This is a genomic window from Sphaerisporangium sp. NPDC049002 (assembly GCF_040649355.1).
Lineage (GTDB): Bacteria > Actinomycetota > Actinomycetes > Streptosporangiales > Streptosporangiaceae > Sphaerisporangium.
Genome location: NZ_JBEZFH010000014.1, coordinates 35,389 through 57,825, shown reverse-complemented (window position 1 = coordinate 57,825; position 22,437 = coordinate 35,389). Strand labels below are relative to the sequence as shown.

Genomic DNA, 22,437 nt, shown 5'->3' with positions numbered 1-22,437 from the left:
CCTCTCCCTGGGCCGGGTGACCGGCGAGGTCATCACGAGTGAGCCGGCCAGGTCAGTGGAGCAGGATGCGGGCCCACCTGCGCCGGGCGACGACCAGGCCGAGCGCCCCCATGACCGCGAGGTGACCACGCTCACGATCACGCCGGACTCGACGTGGCCCAGGGTGAACCCCCTCAGCAGCTGGATGGCGTGGTTGCGGAGCAGCAGCAGGTGCGCGCCGCCCCCGCGCGGGACGCCGGGCTACTCGGCGACTCCGAGGATCTCCGCCAGGGGCCCGACCAGCATGCTCCTGCCCTTGATGTCCGCGATGACGGCGCTTCCGACGACGGCGTCCTGCCCGGGGAGCTGGCCCGCGCCGCGCTCGGGACCGAGCGGTACGACGATGACGGGCGGCATCGGCTCGTACGCCCGCACCTCGCCCTCGCCGGTGATCAGCGCACGGATGTTCCCCGCGACCACCTCGGCCTGGTGGCCCGCGAACCCGGCCATCGGCGGGCCGACGGTGATGATGTCGCCGAGCGCGAAGACGGTCTCCTGGCCGAGCACGCGCAGCTCGGGAGTGACCTCGATGAGATGCCCGGCCGTGCGGGCCGGGGCCAGGTCGTCGGCGAGGTAGCCGGTGATGGGCCTGGTGCCGTAGCAGCGGTACCAGATGTCGGCGGTCACCTCGGTGCCCGCTTCGGTTGTCACCGTGAACGTCCCGGCGGTGCCGGGCTCGGTGGGAGGCGCCTCGCGCAGGGCGCTGCCCAGCAGCAGCTCGACGCCGAGGTCCTCCAGTTGGCCGCGCAGCTCCGCGCGGAGCTCCGGCATGAACGGCCCGGCGAGGATGTCGTCGGCCGTGTCGAGGAGGGTGACGTGCTTGCCGGGCCAGACGGCCTTGATCTCACCGGCGAGCTCCAGGCCCACGGGGCCGGCGCCCAGCAGCAGCACCCGGCCGGCGTCGGCGAGCGCACGGTGCGAGGACCGGTAGCGCTCGTGCGCGACCTCGGCCTCCGTGGCGTCCGTCTTGCCGGGGAAGGGGTACGCGGAGCCGGTCGCCAGCACGATGTAGTCGGCGGCGATCTCCTCACCGGAGCCGACGATGACCCGCTTGGAGTCGACGGCGGCGGCGCGGTCACGCACGACCCGGCCACGGGTGAGCAGGTTGTCGTAGGGCATGAAGATGCGAGGCAGCCACGCCGGGTCCACCAGGGCCCGCAGCGCCGCGACGTTGTGCACGAAGGCGTCCTTGGGCTCGACCAGCACGACGTCGGCCACATCGTCGAGCGCCTTGGCGACGCGGATGCCTCCGTATCCGCCGCCGATCACCGCCACGGTGGGCTGCCAGTCAGGTGCGATGGTTTTCATTAGGATCCCCGATCTTGGTTCCTGTGCGGGATCGCGTCCGGCGGGGCCGGGCTCACGACGGCCGCTCGTCCGCGATGTCCGTTGACCCTAACATATCGTTGAACCTCATCAATTATATTTCAGGCTCGATCATTTCGGCTGTGTTACGGTATAGGCATGAGAGTCGAGGACGTCCAGTCGCCCCGGGCGATGGACCGTCTCGGCCTGCTGCTGGCCCGCCACGGCGGCATCACGAACGAGCGCATACGTCACGCGCTCGGCGTGACCGGCCTGACCCCGAGGCATGCCGTGACCCTGATGCACCTCGCCGAAAGCGGCCCCATGGGCCAGCAGGTCCTCATCGAGGCGCTGGGCGTGGATCCCAGTGTGCTGGTGTCGATCCTCAACGATCTCGAACGCGACGGACTCGCCGAGCGCCGCCGCGATCCCGCCGACCGGCGCCGGCACATCGTCGAAATGACCACCGCGGGCGCCCGCACGCTCACCAGAGTGGAGCAGGCACTGGAGGCGGTCGAGCGCGAACTGTTCGCCGACCTCGACGACGACGAGATCGCCCAGCTCCACCGACTTCTCAGTCGCATCAAGACCGCACCGGACGACCCCGGCTGCACCGAGGACTGACCGCCCCACTACTCGCCGCCCAACAGGTGCCGGAAAGCAAACGAGCCGGGGCCCGCACCTCGAAGGTGCGGGCCCCGGCCCTGTTACGCCTGTCAGATCAGACGGGAACGATGTTCTCCGCCTGCGGGCCCTTCTGGCCCTGGGTGACGTCGAACGACACCTTCTGGCCTTCCTGGAGCTCGCGGAAGCCCTGAGCGGCGATGTTGGAGTAGTGGGCGAAGACGTCGGCGCCGCCGCCCTCCTGCTCGATGAAGCCGAAGCCCTTTTCCGCGTTGAACCACTTCACAGTGCCAGTAGCCATGTCAATCTCCTTTGATAGGGGGGGTCGAGCCGGAATCGGCACTGTGCCGACCCCGCGTCGCCGCGATGAGCCCATCCGGAGATGACCGGCAAAACAAAAATGCACCTGATGGTTACATCTCGTCAGGTGCACACAGAGTTTATGGGTACCACAACTGCAACTGACACGAGGATAGCACACAGCCGTCACGACCCCCGCGACCCCCCGCCGCGGCAGATCCGCCCCCACGCGGCCACCACCGAACGCATCGTTCCCATCACTCAGAGTGTCGAGGGCGATCGGCCGCAATCCATCCCGGCAGGTCACGCGTTGATCATGACCACCGGCAAACACCCCCACAAAAGCGACAATCCCAACATTAAGCGCTTTTATCGGGCTTTGTATTGGATTACGCGAGCATTTTGCCGGGAATTTATACCGCCAAAGATCAGGACTGGCGTTATGAATCCGATAATCCCCGGCGTCGTTCACCAGATACCAGGCCCTAGGCGGCCACCAAGGACACGGGTTCCGATCGCGGTGATATCCACCGCGAAATGGGTAAATCCGAGAAAGGCCCGTAGGTGCGGAACTGGCGGTCAATGAGCAGATTTTACTGATATCCGGGGGAAAACCATGCGTGGACGGCTCAAGTCAATCGTGCTAGGAATCGAGGTCGCGGTCCTGTTGGCCGTCTGTGCGCCCATGGCCACGGCCGCCTCCGGAGCGGAATCCGGCGGCGACGGGGACGGGCGGCGTTCGAATGGCGAGGTGGTCCCCGGTCGTGACGGGTCGGGCTCCACCGGGGTGTCGGTGCAGGTACTTCCCGCGCCCACCATCAGCCCGACCGTCAGCCCCACCCCCCTCCCGAGCCCACATCGGCCCGAGCACGGCACCGGCGGCCCGGCGCCCCACTGGCCCGGCGATCTCCCCGCCGGAACCTCGATCGACGAATCAGGAAGCCGTGACTACGGGACCTGGCCGGACATCGAGACCCACAGCTGGAGCAATCACGTCGAGGTCCGTGAATTCGGCCACGACCCATCCGCCGACACGGAAACCAGCCGCATAACACGCCACCAACCACGCGACGAACTCCCCGCCGGAACCGTCCCTTCAGCCCCCAACCCCGCGCCCCGTCAATCCGGCAAACTCCCCTTCACCGGAATGGACGCCCAGAGCGTGGGCATCGTGGTCGCGGGCAGTCTGGCGGCGATTATCCTGGGCGCCTTCCTCGTCAGCCTGTCGATCCGGCGAAGGCGGCCCGCTCCCCGCGAATAGCCCGCCGCCGTGGCACCGCCACGTCGCCGCCATGTCGTCGCCGTGTCACGGCCCTACGTGGACGTAGGGTGGGGCATCCCCATGCACGCGAACCGTGCCGCCACCCGCCGATGACATCATGTGACGGTGGATAGGGATGGGGAACACGGGCCGCGATGGGCCGGCGGGCAGGTCATGGCCGGGGGCTCTCCGCTGGTGCCGGGCGGGTACGCCCTGCCGGAGGCGGGCCTCCCCCTGGACTACTACCTGATCTTCGCCACGGCCGGTGACCGGCGCCGTGGAGCGCCGCCGTCGGGAGTCCTGGTCGAGGAGTTCCTCCTGCACGACGACCACACCGCGGCCGGCATCGGCAGCGCCGGGTGGACGCCGGCGACGGGCGCCTGGCGCAGCTCCCCCGCGCTGAGCCGCGAGATCCGCACCGACGCCCTGCTGCGTGAGCGGGTGCTCCCGGTGAGCCGCGCCGACGCCGCCGGCGCCTGCACGATGCTCGGCGGGGGCGCGTTGCCGCAGGAAGCACGGCTTCGCGGCTTCTTCGGTGACTGCCAGGCGCTGCCCACCGCCGCCCCCCTGGATCTGGGCTCACCCGATGGCGGAGGGGGGCGCCACTATCGCATCCTGTTCGCCGGAGACGTCCACGAACCCGGCCTCACCAACCTGCGGGCGTCCTTGAGGCTGGAGCCGGTCGGCGACCCGGCGGACCCGCGGGCACAAGTGATCGGCACGGCGACGGCGACCCCCGCCGGCCACACGCTCACCTGGGAGCTGCGCCGCATCGGGCCGGGAATCGCCTGGTGCCTCGACGTGACCGTGAGCCCGGGCGCCGGCCCGGCCTCCGCCGTCGGGGCGCTGCTCCACCACCACAGGCAGGCGATGCGCGGCCAAGGGCTGATTCCCGTCACGATCGAACGCTTCGCCTGACCTGTGCCGCGGACGACGCCGCGTGCCATCTCGACGAATCCGCCGGCTCCCCAGCGTCGCCACAGAATGCGCGGGGTCGGCGGCGAAGTGTCCTCCCTGGCCTGCGCCCCTACTCGGCGGTCTTTCCGCCGGCGTTGGCGTACAGCACATAGACCCAGGTCGCGAAGTAGGGGGACGAGAGGTACCGCTTGCCGTCGGCGGTGACCAGCAGACTGACGACCCCGTTGACGCAGCCCAGCTTCCTGGTGCCGTACTTCAGGATGAAGGGCCCACCGATTGCGCGTCCTTCTGGTTCCAGGTGAAGCCCTGGCCGCCCACCATCTCGCCGAGTGCGCCCGCGTCCGCCCAGGCATCTCCGTCGCGCTTGAGACCGCCGTGCACGGTGACGAAGGCGACGTCGAAGTCACCGTTCTTGGTGAAGCGGTTCCATACGTACCCGACCCTCCCCGCGTACACCCCGTACGGCGCCTCGCCGCGTCTGTACCCCGGGACGAACACCAGCGATTTGACGGCCGCCTGGCCGACGACGTCGTACACGCAGTGGCCCGCGGTCATGACGAGGCTCTTCTCGGCGCCCTTCGCGGAGGTCGCCGCGCAGGTGTAGTCGCGGCCGCCGCGGGTGAAGAAGACCCGGCCGACCGTCTTGGGCAACGCCGATGACCTTGGGCGGCTTCCCCTTCACCTTCCCGATCTTCTCCATCTGCCCGGTCGGCAGCCCCGGATTCCGCACCTTCTTGACCGGCACGGCCACCGCGGCCGGAGCCCTGGGTCCCGGCCGTCAGCGTTTGAGCCCACCGACCACCGTGGCGATCTGCTGCCACAACGCGCTGTCTCCGAGCGCGTAGCTGAGGAAGGGGATGAACAGCGCGGCATTGTTGAGGGTGACCCATCGGCGCAGGGATGGTTCGACCGGCCACGTGGGTGCTGCGAGAAGCAACCGGTAGCGGTTCAGCAGGGCTTCGAGCTGTTTACCGACCTCGTCGTGGTCCTCTCCGACCTCGGTCAACGATGTCTGCGCCACCCGAATACGCGGAATGAGCCGTGCGGCCTGTAATCGCCATTGATCTGAGTTGTTACGCATTACCCGGTGAGCTACCCGCATCGGTAGGACAAAAGCGAGAATCTCGAAAATGACGGCGATCGCCAAAAGCCCCAGATAGGGTGTTCGCCACTGCCAGAGAAACGAGGGAAGAAGGGGAATGAGAAACCACCACGTCGCCAGGTACACCGCGGGGAGTGCCGCCACCATAGACTGGCGGAAGTAGAATCGGCCGACCGGACCCAAGCCGGTGGCACCGTCGGGATGCTCCAGCATCGGGTCGAAGAGGGATCCGCGCCGGGGCGCGAGCCGCCACACCCTAGCGTAAGCGACCATCCTTCCCAGTCGTTGGCCCGCAACCACGCCCGCCAAAGACTGGAAGGCCAACCCCGCCGGGTTGTGCACAACGATATAGGCGAAGTTGGACGCGCTGGAGGCGAACCAGGCAGCGGCCAAGGCCACGCCGACCACAGTACCCGCGATTACTTGGTACCGTTTGCAGACCCGGCGCAGATCCCGACGGAGTCTACCCAGCTCGCGATTGGTAAGCCGCAGAATTCCGCTGTCAACCAGATCGCGCATTGTATGGTTCAACGCCGGGCCCAGAGTCTCACTCAACTCCACGCTGACGATGAAGGTCATCACCCCGCTCACATACAGCCAGTCCCACGGGTGACGATGTAGGGCGACCGACATGTATGCGACCACCAGCACGGCTACGATAACCGAAGCCCAAAGGAGCCTGCGCCGGAGTGCGGACATCGTCGTGGCTCTGAAAGAGTCGATGGCGATGACACCCACGGCGGTGATTGACCACGCATCGGCCAGGTTCCGGAGCGGCGCCTCATCTCCCCATACGGATTGGACAACCGCGACGACAGCGGCCACGAGTATCGGGATTACCCAGCTAAGCCAGCCGCGAAGATCGCTATCGCCTCGGAAAATACGGCGCCACATCATCGTCTTACGGTTCTCTTTCCTGGTCGAATTAGTGCCATCCTAAAGGATTCCGGTTGGACATATCCGCCTTACCACCTTCATCCGCCCTGTACCGATTTTGGGTTACCTCGCTATCATTTGCCGAGAACATTGCGGTATCCGATCAGAGAGGACTCCATGATGGAACTCGAGAACGGGACGGCGCAGGACTTCCGGAGATCGTCATTCTGCAACCCTGATGGTGGCTGCGTCGAGGTCGCTCGCGGCACGCGCGGGGCCGCAGTGCGCGACGCCAAGAACCCGGCCGGCGCTGTCCTCGTCTTCACCGAAGAAGAGTGGACTGCCTTCGTCCGCGGCGTCCGCGCCGGTGAGTTCGACTGAGACCGTGTCTCAGATGGGCGCCCTCCATCAAACTCTGACCGATCTGGTGACACCCGGCGAACAGGAACTCTTGCGCTCAGAGGCCCTGCGTCTTCGCGCTAGCGCGGACACCCGGATACGGCGGGACCCAAAATTGGTGGATGACGCCCAACTACTGAGCCCGGCCTCCGGCTGGTACACCTCCGGCGGGGATGTCCGCTGGGACCTGCACCAACGCACTCTGGTGGACCGGCTCGGTGGAATTCTGGGCCGTTCCGTGCAGGCTGTGGTGTCGTCCTATCTGTACTACGGGCGAGGCGACTTCATCGGCCTGCACACCGATCAAGGCGCCTGCCAGCTCACCGTGCTGGTTCTCCTGGACGGGACCGCAGGTCCGCTCTGGGTCCATCCTGAGCTCTGCGGACTGTCAGCCGCCGAGTTGCTTCAGCACACCCGTGAACATGGCGTCTGTCCGCCTGGTGGCGTCGCCGTTGACTTAGGAGACGGCCCGACCCTACTTCATGGCCAGCTCCTTCCTCACCACCGTTCCCCTCACGAAGACGACAGGGAGATCGCCCTGGCGGCCTTCTGCTACGAAACCGCCGCCGATTGACCGGCGTAGGGCGGCTCATGACGATGGATCGGCACCATGGCCCCGTGCAACGGCGCCGCCGTGCTCGGACTCAGTGTCGAAGCCCCGGGACACTCGCGCAGGCCGCACAGCTCATTGAGCAACGCCACCATCGACCACAATGATGACCCGCGGCGGACGCAGGGTGGTGATCGTTGATCGGCCGCTTGCGGTTCATCTCCGCCTACCGCCTCGTCTACGGGGTCAAGCGGCTGTGCCGGGTGTGAACGTGGCGCGCAGCGCCTTCTACGCCTGGCTGGGGCGGGAGCCGGCCGGCGCGGGCCGTTGAGGACGAGCGGATCGTGGAGAAGATCCGGCGCTTTCATGACGCCTCGGGGGGACGAACGGCTCGCCGCGGATCACCGCGGACCTGCGTGATTCCGGGGAGCGCGTCAACGCCGAGCGGGTGGCCCGGTTGATGCGTGTGCATGGCATCGTCGGGCTGCATCTGCGTAAGGGCAGGCGGACCACGATCCCTGACGAACTCGCTCCGCCGGTCCCTGACCTGCTCAAACGTGACTTCGCAGCCGGTGGGGTCAACCGGAGGTGGTGCGGGGACATCACCTATCTGCCGGTCGGTGACTCGTGGATGTATCTCGCGACGGTGATCGATATCGGGTCGCGGCGACTGGTCGGCTGGTCGATCGCCTACCACCTGCGGACCGAGCTGATCAGCGACGCGTTGAAGGCGGCGGTCGGAGCGCGAGGCGGCCAGGTCGACGGCGTGATCTTTCATGGTGACCGCGGCTGTCAGTACACCTCGGCCGAGTTCGCGGCGCTCTGCGACGGCTGTCGGATCCGCAGATCGGCGGGCAGGACAGGGACGTGCCTGGACAACGCCCTGGCGGAGGCGTTCAACGCCACGCTCAAGCGTGAACTGCTGCAAGGGGGACAACGATCATGCCGGAGACCCGGTCGCGACCAAAGAGCCCACAACGACCCCACACAGGCCCGGAAATGACTGTGGGCACCCTCCGTCAAGTGGAGAATGCCCAGGTCATCGGCCGGTGCCGTGGTGCGCCGCCAGGGACTCGAACCCCGGACCCGCTGATTAAGAGTCAGCTGCTCTAACCAACTGAGCTAGCGGCGCGTGACTACGGTGACTTTAGCAGTCCTGGCCAGGCTCCGCACATCCTCAGCGGCGATGTGGGGCTTTTCAGGTGGTTCCCCACAGGGCCCACGCCGGGCGTGTCGCGCGGAGGCCTCCGGGTCAGCCGGTGGCGAGGACCACCGGGGTGGGGGGCGTGGCGGGATTGGTGTCGTAGACGCCCCACGCGCCGTTGGAGAACGGGACGGGGTAGTTCTTCTTGCCCACGCCGTCGCCCCACTTGGTGATCACGTAGTCGACCTTGATGTGTCCGGCGGCGAAGCCGGTGACCACCAGGGAGGAGTTGTTGAAGGTACCGCCGGTCAGCTCCGCGAAGGTCTTCCCGTCGATGTCGAGCATGACGCCGCTCTCGGACGGGATCCCCGGGCCTCGGTCGCCGATGAAGAAGGGGGCCTTCTTGTCCTTGTAGACGACGTATCCCTCGGTGCCGAGAGGCCAGCTGGGGCTGGCGAACAGGCCCTTCTGCATCGGCTTGCCGATGGCCGGAAGTCCCGTGTCACCCATGCGTCCTGAGGCGTCGTCCCAGAAGTACGAGGCCCTGGTGGAGCCCTTGAGCAGCATCGGCTTCTCGGTCTGGACCGCGACGGGGTTCAGGGGCTTGTCGTCGGCGTGCGCCGAGACCGTGGCGCAGACGGCGGTGGCGCAGGCGAGGACGACGCCGGCGACACCGGACGTCCATCGACACTTGGGGGTGATCTTGAAAGGAGGCATGGGAGGATAGGATCTTTCATCAGAAGACAAGGGGACCCGCGCTCCGAGTGGTCAGGAGTTCGGTGCGGGGGGTGGAAAGCGCTCTCAGGGTGAGGCGAGGCTTCGTGGGGTCCATCGCGGCGCTGAGCGCGCATTCGTACGTGGTCGGTCAGCGGTGGCGGCTTGCCACCATGTGTCACAGAGGGCGTAGATCGCTCGCGTGCACGGCTGCTACCAGCCGACTTGTCCGCCGCTTCTGACGGCGAGATCCGGGTCTAGGGTTGCCCGGTGCAATGACTGCTCGGAGTGGGGTGCTCCACTCGGGTCTCCTCTCCAATCACGTCTACCGGGTTAGCTGACGGGTTCGGGCTTGGAGTCGCCCTACCGCTCACGCGGATTCACCCCAAGAGATTTGGGTCCCCGGCTCCCCCGGGCCTGGTGTGGCCCTGGAGATTCGACACTTGGGGCGGCGGCCTTCGGACTGAAGACCAGGTCACCGCCCCTTTCGTGGTTGAAACCTTACCCACCGAGTCAGGACAAAGCAAACGAAAGTGCTACAAAGCATTATTAGATCTACCTTCGCACTACAAACCCCTATATTTCAGACATCGGGGCTTATAGAGGACGTGCGGCGCGACGATCGGGGAGATCAGGGGAGATCAGGGGCCGGGAGACATGAATCGGGGCCGGACAGTCCCCCGCCTGTCCGGCCCCGATCTTCACGGTCCAGCGCCGATGCCTTCCCCCAAACGCATCGGGCGGTCCCGCTGTACGGACGCGGTCCCCCACCGCGTCCTTCTGGCGAAAAGCTCTGCGGCGCCCTCTCGGGCGGCTGGTCGCATCCCCCTTGACCTGCCTTAACACTACATACCGGGGCCTGAGCTACTCGTCATCGCCGGGTATAGATTCGGTCTAACTCGCTGGGATGACCGGGTACGGCCGGACCCGCCGGGCCAAGCGGCTATTCGGGCAGTTCGACCTTGACCTCGGTGCCCCTCTCCAGGGAGCGGCTGACCGTGCAGTGCCGCTCGTGGACCCGGTGGGCCACGGCGCGGAAGACCTCGTCCGCCTCCGCGTCTCCCTCGGGCAGCTCGACGTCGTACGTGATCGTGACCGGGCCGAGCAGCGTGGGCTCGGCCTTCTGGGCCTCGACCGTCATCGCCAGCCGTACGAGCCTGTGCCCGCGCTGGGCGGTGAGCGGCTCGACGGTCACGATGTTGCAGCCTCCGACCGCGGCGAGCAGTAGCTCGACGGGGGTGAAGACACCCTCCTCGTCACCACTGCCCATCGCGACCTCCGCTCCGCGCGCGTTGCGCGCCACGAAGCCGTTGTCAGTACGCTCCACATTCACCGATGCCATGCTCTGGAGCCTAGAGCCGGCGGGGAACGCTCAGGCGTCGGGGTGCTCGGAAAGGTAGGCGAGGTAGACGGGACGCAGCGCCTCCCCGAGCTCGCCCTCACCGGAGGCCATCGCGTCGCTGAGCAGCGCCGACACCCGGCTGAGATCGTTGGCCGTCTCATCCCCGTGACCGCTCGCGGCCTCGGCCGCCGGGATCACCTTCAGCAGTTCCCACAGGAAGCCGAAGTCACCGTGCGCCACGGCGTAGCGCACCGCCCTGTCGTGGAGCTCCTTGGGCGTCAGCGACTGCAGCTCGTCCTGGTCCATTAAGGCTCACCCCCTTTATGGCCCTTTCCCCGTGATCAGGGGGATATGCACGTTAGGCCAGTCGAACGATCATCTTGCCGAGGTTCTCCCCTCGGAGCATGCCGATGAAGGCGTCCGGGGCGTTCCGCAGCCCCTCCACGACGGTCTCCCCGAAGGTGATCTTGCCTTCCTGGAGCCACCCGCCGACCTCCCTGATCATGTCGGGCCTCCGGTCCGCGTGGTCCCCGACGATGAAGCCGCGCAGCGTGAGCCGCTTGCCGACGATCTTGGAGAGGTTGCGCGGGCCGCAGACCGGCTCGGCCGCGTTGTAGACGGAGATCGCCCCGCACGCCGCGGTGCGCCCGTAGCGGCGGAACACCTCGATGGCAGCCTCCAGGTGCTCGCCGCCGACGTTGTCGAAGTAGACGTCGATGCCGTCGGGGGCGGCCCGCCTGAGCTGCTCGACCACCGGCCCCTCGGCCTTGTAGTCGAACGCGTCGTCGAAGCCGAGCTTCTCGATCACATAGGCGACCTTGGCGGGGGAACCGGCGCTGCCGACGACCCGGGAGGCGCCCTTGAGGCGGGCGATCTGCCCGGCCAGGCTGCCGACCGCGCCCGCGGCCCCCGACACGAACACCGTGTCACCCTTCTTGAAGGCCGCGATGTCGAGCAGGCCCACGTACGCGGTCAGGCCCGGCATGCCGAGCACCCCGAGGTATGCGGACAGCGGCACTCCCGGCAGTGGCGTGATCCCACGCGCCTCCGGCGCGTCCAGCACGGCGTGCTCCCGCCAGCCGTAGTCGTGCAGGACGATGTCGCCGATCTGGAACTCCGGAGCGCGGGTCTCGACCACCTCGCCGATCGCGCCGCCGCGCAGCGGCTCACCCAGCTCGAAGGGCGGCACGTAGGACTCGCCCTCGTTCATCCGCCCGCGCATGTAGGGATCGACCGACATGTAGAGGCCGCGCACCAGGATCTGGCCTTCGCGCAGGGGCGGGAGCTCCAGCTCGACCGGCTCGAAGTTGTCCTTTGTCGGCCAGCCGACGGGCCGTGACCGCAACACGATCGCGCGTGTCATGGTTTACCCCCTTCGATCCTCAATTCGCCACCCCTCCAGCGAACACTCCCGGTCAAAACAATCTTCCACCGGCCCCGGAACCGAGGGCCCGAGGTCGTCCGGCCCTACCGCCGGCCCGTGTCCCCGTGCGACCATCGGGAGCGTGAAGATCATTATCAAGATCCTTGTCGTCGCGGCGGCGCTCTGGGCGGCCACGCGCCTGATTCCCGGGATCACCGTCTCCGGGTCGACCACGGCGAAGTCCGCGGGCACCCTCATCGCGGTCGCCCTCATCTTCGGCATCGTGAACGCCGTCCTCAAGCCGATCATCAAGACCTTCGGCTGCGCCTTCTACGTGCTGACGCTGGGCCTCTTCGCGCTGATCGTGAACGCCGTCCTGCTGCTCCTCACGAGCTGGATCGCCGAGCAGCTCAAGCTGCCGTTCCACGTGAGCGGCTTCTGGGCCGCCTTCCTCGGGGCGATCCTCGTCGGCCTCATCACCTGGATCCTCGACATGCTCCTCGGCCTCAACGAGGACTGAAACGAGGACTGAAACGAAAATTGGGACAAGGACGTGAACGAGGACTGACAGGCGGCCTCACGAAGGCGGCCCGACGGACCCCCGCTCGTGCAGCTCGGGCGCCTGGATGATCCTTCGCCTGCGGTTCTGCCCGTCCGCCGCGGCGACCACCAGCCGCACGGCGGCCCGCACGATGCCGTCGATGTCCCAGTTGACCGAGGTCAGGCCGGGGGTGAGCAGCCCTGACATCGGGTGGTCGTCGTACCCCATGACCGAGATGTCGTCGGGGACACGGAGCCCCAGCTCGGCCGCCGCCGCGTACACGCCGTAGGCGATGGAGTCGGAGAAGCAGAAGGCCGCGCTGGGCCGGGCGCCGCTGTCGAGCAACGCGCCCGCCACCTTCGTGGTGGCCGCCAGCCCGTGGGGGGCGGTCACGACGTCGATGTCCAGCCCCAGGCGCTCGGCCTCGGCGGTCACGTGGACGTCGGCGGGCCGGTCGGGGGTGCTGGACCACGTCGGGGTCAGGACGGCGACGCGGCGGTGGCCCTTCTCCCTGAGATATTCGAGGGCCAGCGTGACCCCCCTGCGGTTGTCGAAGACCACCTCCCCCGCCGTTCGCGCGTCGATCAGGGCGTCGCCGATGGAGACCACCGGCAGCGTCTCGGCGAGCTGCGCCCACAGCGGCGCCGCCGGGTCGACCGGTTGCACGATCAGGCCGTCGACCCGCTGGTCGCGGAGCTGGCGTGCCAGGGTGCGCTCACGCGCGGGGTCGCCCGCGGCGTCGAGGATGAGCGCGTACCGGTCCTTGTCGCGCAGGGCCCGCCCGATGCCGAACGCCAGCGACTGCTGCCAGAGGTCCTCCAGCGACCCGCAGAGCAGGCCGATCATGCCGGTGCGCCCGCTCGCCAGGGCGCGAGCGATGGGGTCGGCCTCGTACCCCAGCTCGGCGGCGGCCTGGCGCACCCGCTCTATGGTCTCCTCGGACACCTGCATGCCCCGCAGCGCGTAGGACACGGCCGCGGGCGACAGTCCGGTCGCCTGGGCCACCTCGCGGATCGTCGCCCGTTTGCGTGGCTGGGAGCGCGGCATCAAGCCAGCCTATGCGGAATCCCCGCCACGCGAGGGGCCCGGCGCGTCTCGTCCTCTGGACAGAGTGTTGACGGCGACGAGGTGAAGCGGTTCACTGAATCGAATCAGTGAACCGTTTCACAGCAGATCCCCAGGCATACCCGATAAAGTCGATAGGAATTGTTGGGTAGAGTGCTTCCAGGAGGTGACAGCGGTGAGCATCGATGTGCACCAGCACATGTGGACGCCAGGCTTCGTCGGCGCGCTGCGGGCGCGCACGGAGCCTCCCTTCCTCGATGGCTGGACGCTGTTCCTCCACGGCGAGGAGCCCTTCACGGCCAACCCCCTCGACCACGACCTCGGCCACCGGCTGGCGTTCAACCGCGAGCACGGTCTCGACCTGGCCCTGGTGTCGCTGTCGAGCCCGCTCGGCATCGAGCACCTGCCGGCCGCCGACGCCTGGCCGCTGCTCACCGCCTACCACGAGGGAGCGCTCGACCTGCCCGCGTCCTTCAGGGCATGGGCCTCCACCTGCGTCACCGAGATCGACCCGGCGCGCACCGCCAAGGTGCTGGACGACGGCTTCGCCGGCCTCCAGCTCCCCGCGACCGCCCTGCTCGACGCCGAGGGCTTCGCCAGGGTCGCGCCCCTGCTCGACCTGCTGGAGGAGCGCGACCTGCCGCTGTTCGTCCACCCGGGCCCGGCCGGGGCGCCGGACGGTCCCGCGTGGTGGCCGGCGGTCGTCTCGTACGTCCAGCAGATGCACGCCGCCTGGTACGCCTTCCAGGCGTTCGGCCGCCCGCGGCACCCGCGGCTCCGCGTCTGCTTCGCGCTGCTCAGCGGCCTCGCGCCCCTGCACGTGGAGCGTTTCATCGCCCGAGGCGGCTCCACCAGGGGCGTCGTCGACCCGGACGTCTTCCTTGAGACCTCGTCGTACGGCCACAAGGCCATCGACGCGATCAGCCGGGTGCTCGGCATCGAGGTCGTCGTCCTCGGTTCCGACGCCCCCTACGCCTCACCCCCCGAAGCCCTGCTCGGCGAGGCCGCCACCTACCAGATATCGGTGACCAATCCGAAGCGCCTGCTAGCTATGGAAGGAGTTGTGCCCAGATGAGCTGGGAGTCATTGCCCGACCGATTCCTCGACAAGCGCGAGCTGCGCGGTCTCGTCGAGGATCTGGCGGAGCGGCCTGAGCTCTGGTCGCACCACGTCACGTTCGGCGAGGCCGGAGAGGCCCGCCACTACGCCTCCCTCTACCGGGACTCCTACGTCGACGTGTGGCTCATCTGTTGGCGCCCCGACGACGACACCGGATGGCACGACCACGATGTGTCCTCCGGGGCCCTGCGGGTCGTCGAGGGCACACTCAAGGAGTCGAACCCCCGCATCGGGGGCGAGCACCTGGAGACCCTGCTGTCCGAGGGCGACTCGATCTCCTTCGGGCCCGACCACATCCACCGGGTCAACGGCCACGCGGAGACCAGCGTGTCGATCCACGCCTACTCTCCCCCGCTGTGGCGCCTCGGCCAGTACTCGATCAGTGACGACGGCGTCATGCGCCGGGTCTCTCTCAGCTACGCCGACGAGCTGCGCCCGACGGAGGCCGAGGCGCTGGTCTGAGCCCTGGCCGTGCCCCGGCCCGAGCCCTGCCCTGGCTCTGGCCTGAGCCCGTCGAAGGTACGCCTCGCGATGCCGGGGTCGTCGGTGAACACCCCGTCGACCCCGAGTTCGTAAAGCCTGGTCAGCCAGCTGGCCATGTCGCCGTGCGCGCTCGCGTACCCGGGGGCCGCCGGGTCTCCCAGGCGGTAGTCGGCGGGGAGCTCCGAGTTCTCCGGGCGCACGGTCCAGACGTGCACGGCCAGGCCCGCTCGGTGGGCGTCCCCGACGAGCGTGGTCGGCGCGCCAAGGGTGCCGCCCGCGCCCGTCGGCAGCACCAGGCCCACGGAGGGGCCGATGCCGTCGGCGTACGCGGCGATCTCGCGCAGCCCCTCGGGCGTCGCCAGGTCGCGGTAGGTGCGCGGGTCCCCTGAGACGACCAGGTCCTCCGGAGCCCCGGAGGACTCCAGGAGCTGGATGAGCCGCAGGCGCGTCCTGCCGCGCAGCGCCTTCAGGTTGGCGGTCTCGAACGACTGGATGAACACGGGGTCCGTCCGCTCGCGCCAGCCGTACCGGTCGAGGGTCGCGAGCATCGGCTCCTCCAGGGGAAGCCCGATGGAGGCGAAGTAGCCCGGGTGCTTGGTCTCGGGGTAGAGGCCGACGCCGGCCCGGCGGGCGAGGGCGGCGATCTCGTCGAACGTCGCGACGCGGGCCCTGCCGTCGAAGGCGGCGCTGCCGGGGCGGAGCCCGGGCAGGCGCTCCACGGCCCTCAGCGTGCGCAGCTCGGCCAGGGTGAAGTCCTCGGTGAACCATCCGGTCAGCCTGCGCCCGTCGATCACCTTGGTGGTCCGGCGCGTGGCGAACTCCGGGTGCGTGGCGACGTCGGTGGTGTGGGAGATCTCGTTCTCGTGCCGGGCGACGAGCACGTGGTCCTTGGTGGACACCAGGTCGGGCTCGATGAAGTCGGCGCCCATCCGGATGGCGGTCTCGTACGAGAGCAGGGTGTGCTCCGGCCGGTAGGCGCAGGCGCCGCGGTGCCCGATGACGATCGGGCGAGGACCGAGCCCGCTGGTGTGCGCGCCGGAGACCGCGGTCGCTCCCACGTACGGGTGCGGGCCGGGGGCCGTGACCCCCGGCAGCAGGGACACGACAGCGGCCACGACCCACGCAAAGACGATCACCGGTCGATGTTAGGCCTGGTCAGGGGCTCATTCCCCGGTCGACACGCAGGGGACTCCCGGCCTGCCGCCGCCTGGCGGCATCGATGGCCACGAGTATCGGCGATCACCAGCGGCCGTCACCACTTATCCGCAATCATCTGCACATAAAACGATCAGTCATGCGTCGGCGTCGTTTCATGCTTTCGCGACCTCCGAGGCTTCCCGGCCTCGCGGCCGGTCGCTCTTCCCGTCGGGCAGCACATCAGACACCTCATGAGGAGTCTCTCGTGAACGGACCGTCCCTCCTCCGCCGCACCCTCCTGAAGGGCGTGGGCCTCGGAGCCCTCGCCGCCGGCGCGACCGCGTGCGGCTCGGTCAACGGCCTGGGCGCCGGGCCCGGCGACAAGATCGTGATCGGGTTCGTCAGCCCCCGTACGGGACCGCTGGCCGGCTTCGCCTCCGGTGACGGCTTCGTCGTCGACCGCGTGCGCGCCACCGCCGCGTACGCCAAGGGCTTCACGGTCGGCGGGAAGACCTACGAGGTGGAGATCGTGGTCAAGGACACCCACTCGGACCCGGGCCGGGCGTCCCAGGCCGCTCGCGAGCTGATCTCGCGGCACCACGCCGACATGATCCTCGCCAGCTCCACACCCGAGACGACGAACCCCGTTGCGACGGTATGCGAGGCCCAGGGGATCCCCTGCGTCTCGACCGTGGTCCCCTGGGAGGCGTGGTACTTCTCCCGGCAGGCCGATCCCCGAAACCCCAAGCCGTTCACGTACACGACCATGTTCTTCTCCGGGGTCGACCAGTTCGGCGGATGCTTCGTCCCGATGTGGGACAGGATCTCCACCAACAAGGTGGTGGGCGGTATGTTCCCGGACGACCCTGACGGCAACGCCTTCCGCGCCGCGTACCCGCCGATCCTGGACAACGCCGGGTACACCTGGGTCGACGGCGGCGCCTACCGCGACGGGACGACCGCCTTCGGCTCGATGATCTCCACGTTCAAGCGCGAGCAGTGCGAGATCTTCATCAACGCCCCGCTCCCGCCCGACTTCACCGCCATGTGGAAGCAGGCCGCCCTGCGGGGGTTCCGGCCGAAGCTCGCCACCGTGGCCAAGGTCCTGCTGTTCCCCGCGGACACCGTCCCGCTCGGCAGCCTGGTCAGCAACATCGCGACCGACTCGTGGTGGGGCCCGTACATGCCCTACGCCTCCTCGCTCGACGGGGAGACCGCCAAGCAGCTCGCGGAGTCCTACCAGTCCGCCAGCGGCAGGCAGTGGCTGCAGACCCTGGGGTCGGTCTACTCGCTGTTCGAGATCGCCGAGAAGGCCTTCACCTCGGTCGACACCCCGCGTGACAGGAAGGCGGTCGCGACCGCGCTTCAGGAACTGAACTACTCGGGGATCTCGGGGGTGCTCGACTTCACCCGGGGGCCGGTTCCGGGCGTCGCCCTCCAGCAGCCCGTGGGGGTCCAGTGGAAGGAAGGGATCGGGCGGTGGCCGTACGAGATGGTCGTCGTGGACAACAGCCTCAACCCCGCCGTCAGGATCGGCGCGGACCTCACCCCCACGAACCCCTGACCGGCTCGGATGCGGGGCGCCCGGCGAGGACGCCGAAGGCCAGCTGGACGCCGCAGATGAGCAGGCCCGTCACCAGCGGCAGCGTCCAGCCGCCCGCGAGCTGGTGGAGCAGCCCGATGAGGAAGGGGCCGAGGGCGGCGAGCAGGTAGCCGGACGACTGCGCGACCGCCGACAACGCGGTGACCGAGGCGGGGTCGGGCGCCCGCAGGGCGATGATGAGCAGGGCGAGCGCGATCGAGGCGCCCTGGCCGACCCCGAGCACGATCATCCACAGCCACGGCAGCGTCGCCGGGGCGAACACCACGCCGAGGTACCCGGCGACGGTCAGCAGCGCGGCCACCACGATGTGCGGCACCTGCGACGGGACGCGACCCGCGTGTACCGGCACCATGAGCGTGGCGGCGATCTGGGCGAGGTTGGTGAGCGCCAGCAGGTAGCCGGCCTGGTCCGCGGGGAGCCCGGCGTCGCGGAAGATCGTCGGCAGCCAGGCGAGCATGATGTAGAAGGTCAGCGACTGAAGGCCCATGAACGCCATGACGTACCAGGTCACGCGCCTGCGCAGCAGCACGGCGTACGGCCTGTGCCCGCCGCCGTCCCGGTCGCGGCGGTACCGTCTCACCGCCTGCGGCGCCCACAGCACGGCCGCCGCCAGCGCGAGGACGGCGACGGATCCGGCCGCCGTGCGCCAGCCGTACCGCTCCTCGATGGGCACCATGACCGCCGACGCCGTGGCCGCGCCCGTCACCAGCCCCGACACGTAGATGCCGGTGAACAGCCCGACACGGTGGGGAAAGTGCTGTTTCACCACACCGGGCATGACCACGTTCATGATCGCGATAGCCGTGCCGGCGACGGCCGACCCGGCGTACAGGGCGGTCAGGCCGCCCATCCCGCGCAGGACGACGCCGGTGGCGAGGACGAGCAGCCCTATCAGCAGCGTGCGGTCGAGCCCGAGGCGCGTGGCCAGTGCGGGCGCGATCGGGGCCTGCAGGCCGAGGCAGACCACCATGACCGTGGTGATCGCCCCGCCCGCCGCGGGGGTCAGCGAGAGGTCGTCCATGATCTCGCTCAGCAGCGGCGACACCCCGGCGATGGCGGGCCGCAGGTTCAGCGAGGCCAGCACGAAACCCGCTATCAGCAGCACCCGTGCCCGGCCGAGCCCTCCAGGGGCGGATGCCCTGGTGGGGGTGGGGCGGGGCGCGGACCCCGATCCGGGCTCGGGGTCGGTGGTCGAACCGGTCATAGGCCCCGGAGCCTATCGGTGGCCATCACAACGGATACCTTGGGCTCAAATCCGTGGTGCTGTGCCGCCACCGTCCTCTGGGGTTCCGTACCTCTGTGGCGCCGCGCCTCTGTGGCGCCGCGCCGTACGGCCGCCCCCGCCCGGCGGGCCGATTGGGTGACAACGTTGTCACACCCCGTTGAAATGCGGGATGATGCGGACCGTGGCAGAGACCAGACGCGGGCGGCCGACGATGAACGATGTCGCCGCGACGGCCGGGGTCGCGCTCAAGACCGTCTCCCGCGTGGTCAACGACGAGCCGGGGGTCAACGCGGCGACCGCCGCGCGGGTCCGGCAGGCCATCGAGCTGCTCGGCTACCGCCGCAACGACGGCGCCCGTGTCCTTCGCCGGGGGCGCACGGCGAGCATCGGGCTCATCATCGAGGACGTCTCCGACCCGTTCTACTCCGGGCTGAGCCGCGCGGTCGAGGACGTCGCGATCCGCAACGGCTCACTGGTCTTCACCGGCTCGTCGGGGGAGGATCCCGAGCGTGAGCGCGAGCTGGTCCTGGCCTTCTGCGCCCGCCGGGTGGACGGGCTGGTCATCGTGCCCGCCGGCTCGGACCACGGCTACCTCGCCCCCGAGCTGAGCGCCGGCATCCGCGCCGTCTTCGCCGACCGCCCCGCCGGTCCCGGGCTCGACGTCGACACCGTGCTGTGCGACAACGCCGGCGGCGCCCGATCGGGGGTGGCGCACCTCATCGCCTGCGGCCACCGGCGCATCGGGTTCCTCGGCGACAGCGCCCGCATCTTCACCGCCGGGGAGCGCCTGCGCGGCTACCGGCAGGCCCTGGAGACGGCCGGCCTGCCGTACGACGGGTCGCTGGTCGTCATGGGCGCCCCCGACCAGAGGCGCGTCCACGCCGACCTCGCGCGCATGATGGAGCGGGGCGACCCGCCCACGGCCCTGTTCACCGGCAACGGCCGCACCACCGTCGCGACCCTGCGGGCCCTGGAAGCCCTCGGCACCGGGGGTCTCGGCGGCAGGTCGCCGTCGCGGATCGCGGTCGTGGGCTTCGACGACTTCGAGCTGGCCGACCTTCTCACCCCGCCCGTCACCGTGATCGCGCAGGATCCCGCGGGCCTCGGCCGCACGGCCGCCGAGCTTCTCTTCCGCCGCCTGGCCGGCGACAACGGCCCCGCCGAACGCGTCCAGCTTCCCACCCACCTCATCCCCCGAGGCTCCGGCGAACTCCCCCCGACCACCTGATCAGCGAACAGCGGCCTTACGACCAGAAATGAAGCGCCGGATCGTCGAGCGCCTCGACCACCTCGCGTCCCCGCAGCACCGTCTCGGCCCCCGGCAGGCTCCGGTAGCACAGCATCGCGTAAAGCACATCGGCGAAAGGCTGCTCACGGAGGGAGTCGGCTATTTCCGCCGCCTCCTCCTTGGCGTCCGAAGTCTGAATGAGACGTGCGCGGTCCCTGAGCATCGACACCGTTCGTATGAAGGCGGCGGCACGACCACGCTGCAGAGCACCCCGGTTCAACCCGAAGACGTCGATCGTCGCCGCGCCCCTGGGAGTCAGCGATCGGTAGACGCCGGTGTTCAGTGCCAGCTCAAGGTGTTCGTACGGGTCCTCGGCCGACGGATCCACGAGAAGGGGCGATCCGTCCTCGTCGAGCGGAAAGCACTCCCGCTTGTGGTGGCTGTTGCAATGGGAGCAGGCGAGGAGGTGGTTCGGCCAGTCGAAGGCGCGCAGAGGGGCATCGGCCAGGGGTTCGAAGTGGTCGATGTCGGTCCCGAAGCCGTCTCCGCAGTACATGCACCGCCTGATTCCGGTCGCCATGCTGTCGAGGTGGTCCGCCAACCCCGACCGGACGGCCCTGGCGTTCTTCCACATGGTGCGAGCCCTGGAGAGACCGGCGTTCTCCTCGCGGAGCTTGCTCGTATGCTCACGTAGCCGCGCACTCAGCTCGTCACTGAGGACGACTCGATAGACACGGATCATGGTGTCAGGCGATCCTCGCGGCGACCTCGTCGACGCGCGCGGCGAGCGAGCTGGTGAGGGTGTCCCGCAGGCGCTCGTACTCCTGCGCTTCCGCGGGAGAAGCCGTCCCCCGGAGGACGGCCCGTTCCAACTCGGTGAGCCTTCGCCGCATGTCCTCGGCGTGGTTCGAGTAGGGCGAATCCATGCCGAACAGGTCGGTCAGCAGCGCGTCGTCTCCACTGCCGTAGACCACGCGCTCGTACAGGTCGTCGTCGACGACGCGGGGAGGCACATGTTCGTCCACCCCGGGAAGCCGGATCAGACCTCCGGGATCGGCACTCTGGCAGATGTAGGGGCTGTGTGTGGTCACGATGAACTGGATGGCCGGGAAATGCTCCTTGAGCCACTCACCGATCTTCTTCTGCCAGCTGACATGCAGGTGGACGTCGATCTCGTCGATGAGAACCACTCCCGGCAGCGGGACAACGTACGTGCCGGAGAGCGCGGTGGTCATTTCGGTGCCGAAAACCTGGTGGAGCTGACGGGTCAGATCAAGCACCAGTGCTGTGACGGTCCTGTACCCGTCGCTCATCTCACGAAGAGAGATGAGCTCCCCGCCTCTCCTGGCCCACAGTCCCTCACTGTCGACCCGGTCGATCTGGAAACCATCCGGCAGCAGTCCGTCGTTGAGCAGGCCGGTGACGAAGTTCAGAAGGTCGGCGGCTCCCTCGCGCTGCTCCAGCCGGCGTAGGTGCAGGTCGACGAGCCAGCTCACGCTCTCGGCCAGGGAAGCGTCCTCGTGGAACAAACTCGCCAGGCGCGACACGGGGCCGCTGCTCACCATGAGTCGCTGCGTGTCGGACGAGCCACCCACCAGACGACGGAAGGGCCCGTACCCGGCGAAGAACCACCCTTGCGGATTGTCCGCCCACGGACCGCGAAGGGCAGTGGCTCCATATGCCCGCATGGTCGGCTGGGTCCCGTAGTGCCCTGACTCATCGATGAGCTCGCGGCTCCAGGTCAGGCTCGCGGAGAGCCTGGTACCGGGCGGACGGCGCCGCGTACGGCCCGTGAGCCTGTCCGTCTCCGCATCGAAGACCATCTGCACCTGGGATGTGCCTTGGGTGGCCTGGTGGGAGATCCAGCCGTCGAAGGCCGGCACGAGGCTCCGGGCCACCGAAGGCCCGGCAAGGGCGAGGGCGAGGGCGCGCAGCAGTGTGGTCTTGCCGGAGCCGTTGCGCCCAGCGAGGACGGTCCAACCCGCGTGGCTGCCGTCTGGCCTGGTCAGCCGCAGATTCGCCGCGCGCGGACCAGAGAAGCCGCGCACGCCTGCGACTTCGAACTCGGCGATGTGCACCGTCGACTCCAACCCGTGATC

General features: G+C 68.7%; 23 protein-coding genes, 1 tRNA gene, 1 pseudogene and 1 riboswitch. Of the genes and pseudogenes, 11 read left to right on the top strand and 14 right to left on the bottom strand.

Features of this window, described 5'->3' with window-relative positions:
* Positions 1–240: 240 nt before the first annotated feature.
* Complete coding sequence (locus tag AB0B89_RS05655) at positions 241–1,347, bottom strand: FAD-dependent oxidoreductase (protein ID WP_358548604.1); 1,107 nt, start codon at positions 1,345–1,347, stop codon at positions 241–243.
* Between the two features lie 156 nt (positions 1,348–1,503).
* Here AB0B89_RS05655 and AB0B89_RS05650 point away from each other — a divergent pair, with 156 nt between their 5' ends.
* Positions 1,504–1,968, top strand: coding sequence for a MarR family winged helix-turn-helix transcriptional regulator (locus tag AB0B89_RS05650; protein ID WP_358548601.1), 465 nt, complete (start codon positions 1,504–1,506; stop codon positions 1,966–1,968).
* 97 nt (positions 1,969–2,065) lie between these two features.
* Here AB0B89_RS05650 and AB0B89_RS05645 read toward each other — a convergent pair whose 3' ends face one another.
* Positions 2,066–2,269 carry a cold-shock protein gene (locus AB0B89_RS05645; protein WP_358548598.1) on the bottom strand — a complete coding sequence of 68 codons (204 nt, stop codon included), beginning with the start codon at positions 2,267–2,269 and terminating at the stop codon, positions 2,066–2,068.
* Between the two features lie 615 nt (positions 2,270–2,884).
* Here AB0B89_RS05645 and AB0B89_RS05640 point away from each other — a divergent pair.
* Both AB0B89_RS05640 and AB0B89_RS05635 read left to right on the top strand, forming a co-directional pair.
* On the top strand, positions 2,885–3,529 hold the full coding sequence (locus tag AB0B89_RS05640) for a hypothetical protein (protein WP_358548595.1): 645 nt from the start codon (positions 2,885–2,887) through the stop codon (positions 3,527–3,529).
* Between the two features lie 126 nt (positions 3,530–3,655).
* Positions 3,656–4,447 (top strand): hypothetical protein, encoded by a 792-nt coding sequence (locus AB0B89_RS05635; protein WP_358548592.1) that lies wholly within the window; start codon positions 3,656–3,658, stop codon positions 4,445–4,447.
* A 255-nt stretch (positions 4,448–4,702) separates the two neighbouring features.
* Here the strand turns inward: AB0B89_RS05635 and AB0B89_RS05630 are convergent, their stop codons facing one another.
* Complete coding sequence (locus AB0B89_RS05630) at positions 4,703–5,098, bottom strand: hypothetical protein (RefSeq protein ID WP_358548590.1); 396 nt, start codon at positions 5,096–5,098, stop codon at positions 4,703–4,705.
* A gap of 127 nt (positions 5,099–5,225) precedes the next feature.
* The gene (locus AB0B89_RS05625; protein WP_358548587.1) at positions 5,226–6,374 is read right to left on the bottom strand and encodes a hypothetical protein; all 1,149 of its coding nucleotides are present in this window, start codon (positions 6,372–6,374) and stop codon (positions 5,226–5,228) included.
* Between the two features lie 231 nt (positions 6,375–6,605).
* Between AB0B89_RS05625 and AB0B89_RS05620 the strand changes: the two genes are divergently transcribed.
* From AB0B89_RS05620 to AB0B89_RS05610, 3 genes and pseudogenes are all read left to right on the top strand, one after another.
* Positions 6,606–6,806: a DUF397 domain-containing protein gene (locus tag AB0B89_RS05620; RefSeq protein ID WP_358548584.1), complete on the top strand. Its 201-nt coding sequence runs from the start codon at positions 6,606–6,608 to the stop codon at positions 6,804–6,806.
* A 13-nt stretch (positions 6,807–6,819) separates the two neighbouring features.
* Positions 6,820–7,398, top strand: coding sequence for a hypothetical protein (locus AB0B89_RS05615; protein ID WP_358548581.1), 579 nt, complete (start codon positions 6,820–6,822; stop codon positions 7,396–7,398).
* Positions 7,399–7,765: 367 nt separating this feature from the next.
* Positions 7,766–8,377 (top strand): annotated as a pseudogene (locus tag AB0B89_RS05610) (IS3 family transposase); the annotation flags it as partial.
* Between the two features lie 52 nt (positions 8,378–8,429).
* On the opposite strand, the gene AB0B89_RS05605 reads toward AB0B89_RS05610, so the two are convergent.
* The 5 genes from AB0B89_RS05605 to AB0B89_RS05585 form a co-directional block, all read right to left on the bottom strand.
* A tRNA-Lys gene (locus AB0B89_RS05605) sits at positions 8,430–8,506 on the bottom strand.
* A gap of 120 nt (positions 8,507–8,626) precedes the next feature.
* The gene (locus AB0B89_RS05600; RefSeq protein ID WP_358548579.1) at positions 8,627–9,235 is read right to left on the bottom strand and encodes a hypothetical protein; all 609 of its coding nucleotides are present in this window, start codon (positions 9,233–9,235) and stop codon (positions 8,627–8,629) included.
* 303 nt (positions 9,236–9,538) lie between these two features.
* A riboswitch (cyclic di-AMP (ydaO/yuaA leader) is annotated at positions 9,539–9,684 on the bottom strand.
* Positions 9,685–10,175: 491 nt separating this feature from the next.
* Positions 10,176–10,574: an OsmC family protein gene (locus AB0B89_RS05595; protein ID WP_358548576.1), complete on the bottom strand. Its 399-nt coding sequence runs from the start codon at positions 10,572–10,574 to the stop codon at positions 10,176–10,178.
* Positions 10,575–10,604: 30 nt separating this feature from the next.
* Positions 10,605–10,880, bottom strand: coding sequence for a hypothetical protein (locus AB0B89_RS05590; RefSeq protein WP_358548574.1), 276 nt, complete (start codon positions 10,878–10,880; stop codon positions 10,605–10,607).
* A 52-nt stretch (positions 10,881–10,932) separates the two neighbouring features.
* Positions 10,933–11,937, bottom strand: a complete 1,005-nt coding sequence (locus tag AB0B89_RS05585) for an NADP-dependent oxidoreductase (protein ID WP_358548572.1) — start codon at positions 11,935–11,937, stop codon at positions 10,933–10,935.
* A gap of 142 nt (positions 11,938–12,079) precedes the next feature.
* On the opposite strand from AB0B89_RS05585, the gene AB0B89_RS05580 reads away from it, so the two are divergent.
* Positions 12,080–12,457, top strand: a complete 378-nt coding sequence (locus tag AB0B89_RS05580) for a phage holin family protein (RefSeq protein ID WP_358548569.1) — start codon at positions 12,080–12,082, stop codon at positions 12,455–12,457.
* A gap of 57 nt (positions 12,458–12,514) precedes the next feature.
* Here the strand turns inward: AB0B89_RS05580 and AB0B89_RS05575 are convergent, their stop codons facing one another.
* Positions 12,515–13,525, bottom strand: a complete 1,011-nt coding sequence (locus tag AB0B89_RS05575; RefSeq protein ID WP_358548567.1) for a LacI family DNA-binding transcriptional regulator — start codon at positions 13,523–13,525, stop codon at positions 12,515–12,517.
* Positions 13,526–13,718: 193 nt separating this feature from the next.
* On the opposite strand from AB0B89_RS05575, the gene AB0B89_RS05570 reads away from it, so the two are divergent.
* On the top strand, positions 13,719–14,618 hold the full coding sequence (locus AB0B89_RS05570) for an amidohydrolase (protein WP_358548564.1): 900 nt from the start codon (positions 13,719–13,721) through the stop codon (positions 14,616–14,618).
* On the top strand, positions 14,615–15,124 hold the full coding sequence (locus AB0B89_RS05565; RefSeq protein ID WP_358548561.1) for a cysteine dioxygenase family protein: 510 nt from the start codon (positions 14,615–14,617) through the stop codon (positions 15,122–15,124). Before AB0B89_RS05570 ends, AB0B89_RS05565 begins: the two co-directional genes overlap by 4 nt.
* Here the strand turns inward: AB0B89_RS05565 and AB0B89_RS05560 are convergent.
* Entirely contained in the window at positions 15,079–16,281 is a 1,203-nt protein-coding gene (locus tag AB0B89_RS05560; protein ID WP_358548559.1) for a glycerophosphodiester phosphodiesterase, read from the bottom strand. The two genes, AB0B89_RS05565 and AB0B89_RS05560, sit on opposite strands and share 46 nt — an antisense overlap.
* Positions 16,282–16,547: 266 nt before the next feature.
* Here AB0B89_RS05560 and AB0B89_RS05555 point away from each other — a divergent pair, with 266 nt between their 5' ends.
* On the top strand, positions 16,548–17,846 hold the full coding sequence (locus AB0B89_RS05555; RefSeq protein ID WP_358548555.1) for an ABC transporter substrate-binding protein: 1,299 nt from the start codon (positions 16,548–16,550) through the stop codon (positions 17,844–17,846).
* Here AB0B89_RS05555 and AB0B89_RS05550 read toward each other — a convergent pair.
* Positions 17,827–19,089 (bottom strand): MFS transporter, encoded by a 1,263-nt coding sequence (locus AB0B89_RS05550; RefSeq protein WP_358548552.1) that lies wholly within the window; start codon positions 19,087–19,089, stop codon positions 17,827–17,829. The two genes, AB0B89_RS05555 and AB0B89_RS05550, sit on opposite strands and share 20 nt — an antisense overlap.
* 193 nt (positions 19,090–19,282) lie before the next feature.
* On the opposite strand from AB0B89_RS05550, the gene AB0B89_RS05545 reads away from it, so the two are divergent.
* Entirely contained in the window at positions 19,283–20,338 is a 1,056-nt protein-coding gene (locus AB0B89_RS05545; protein ID WP_358548550.1) for a LacI family DNA-binding transcriptional regulator, read from the top strand.
* Positions 20,339–20,354: 16 nt separating this feature from the next.
* On the opposite strand, the gene AB0B89_RS05540 is transcribed toward AB0B89_RS05545, so the two are convergent.
* Positions 20,355–21,080, bottom strand: a complete 726-nt coding sequence (locus AB0B89_RS05540) for an HNH endonuclease (protein ID WP_358548548.1) — start codon at positions 21,078–21,080, stop codon at positions 20,355–20,357.
* A gap of 4 nt (positions 21,081–21,084) precedes the next feature.
* Positions 21,085–22,416: an AAA family ATPase gene (locus tag AB0B89_RS05535; protein WP_358548545.1), complete on the bottom strand. Its 1,332-nt coding sequence runs from the start codon at positions 22,414–22,416 to the stop codon at positions 21,085–21,087.
* Positions 22,417–22,437 lie beyond the last annotated feature (21 nt).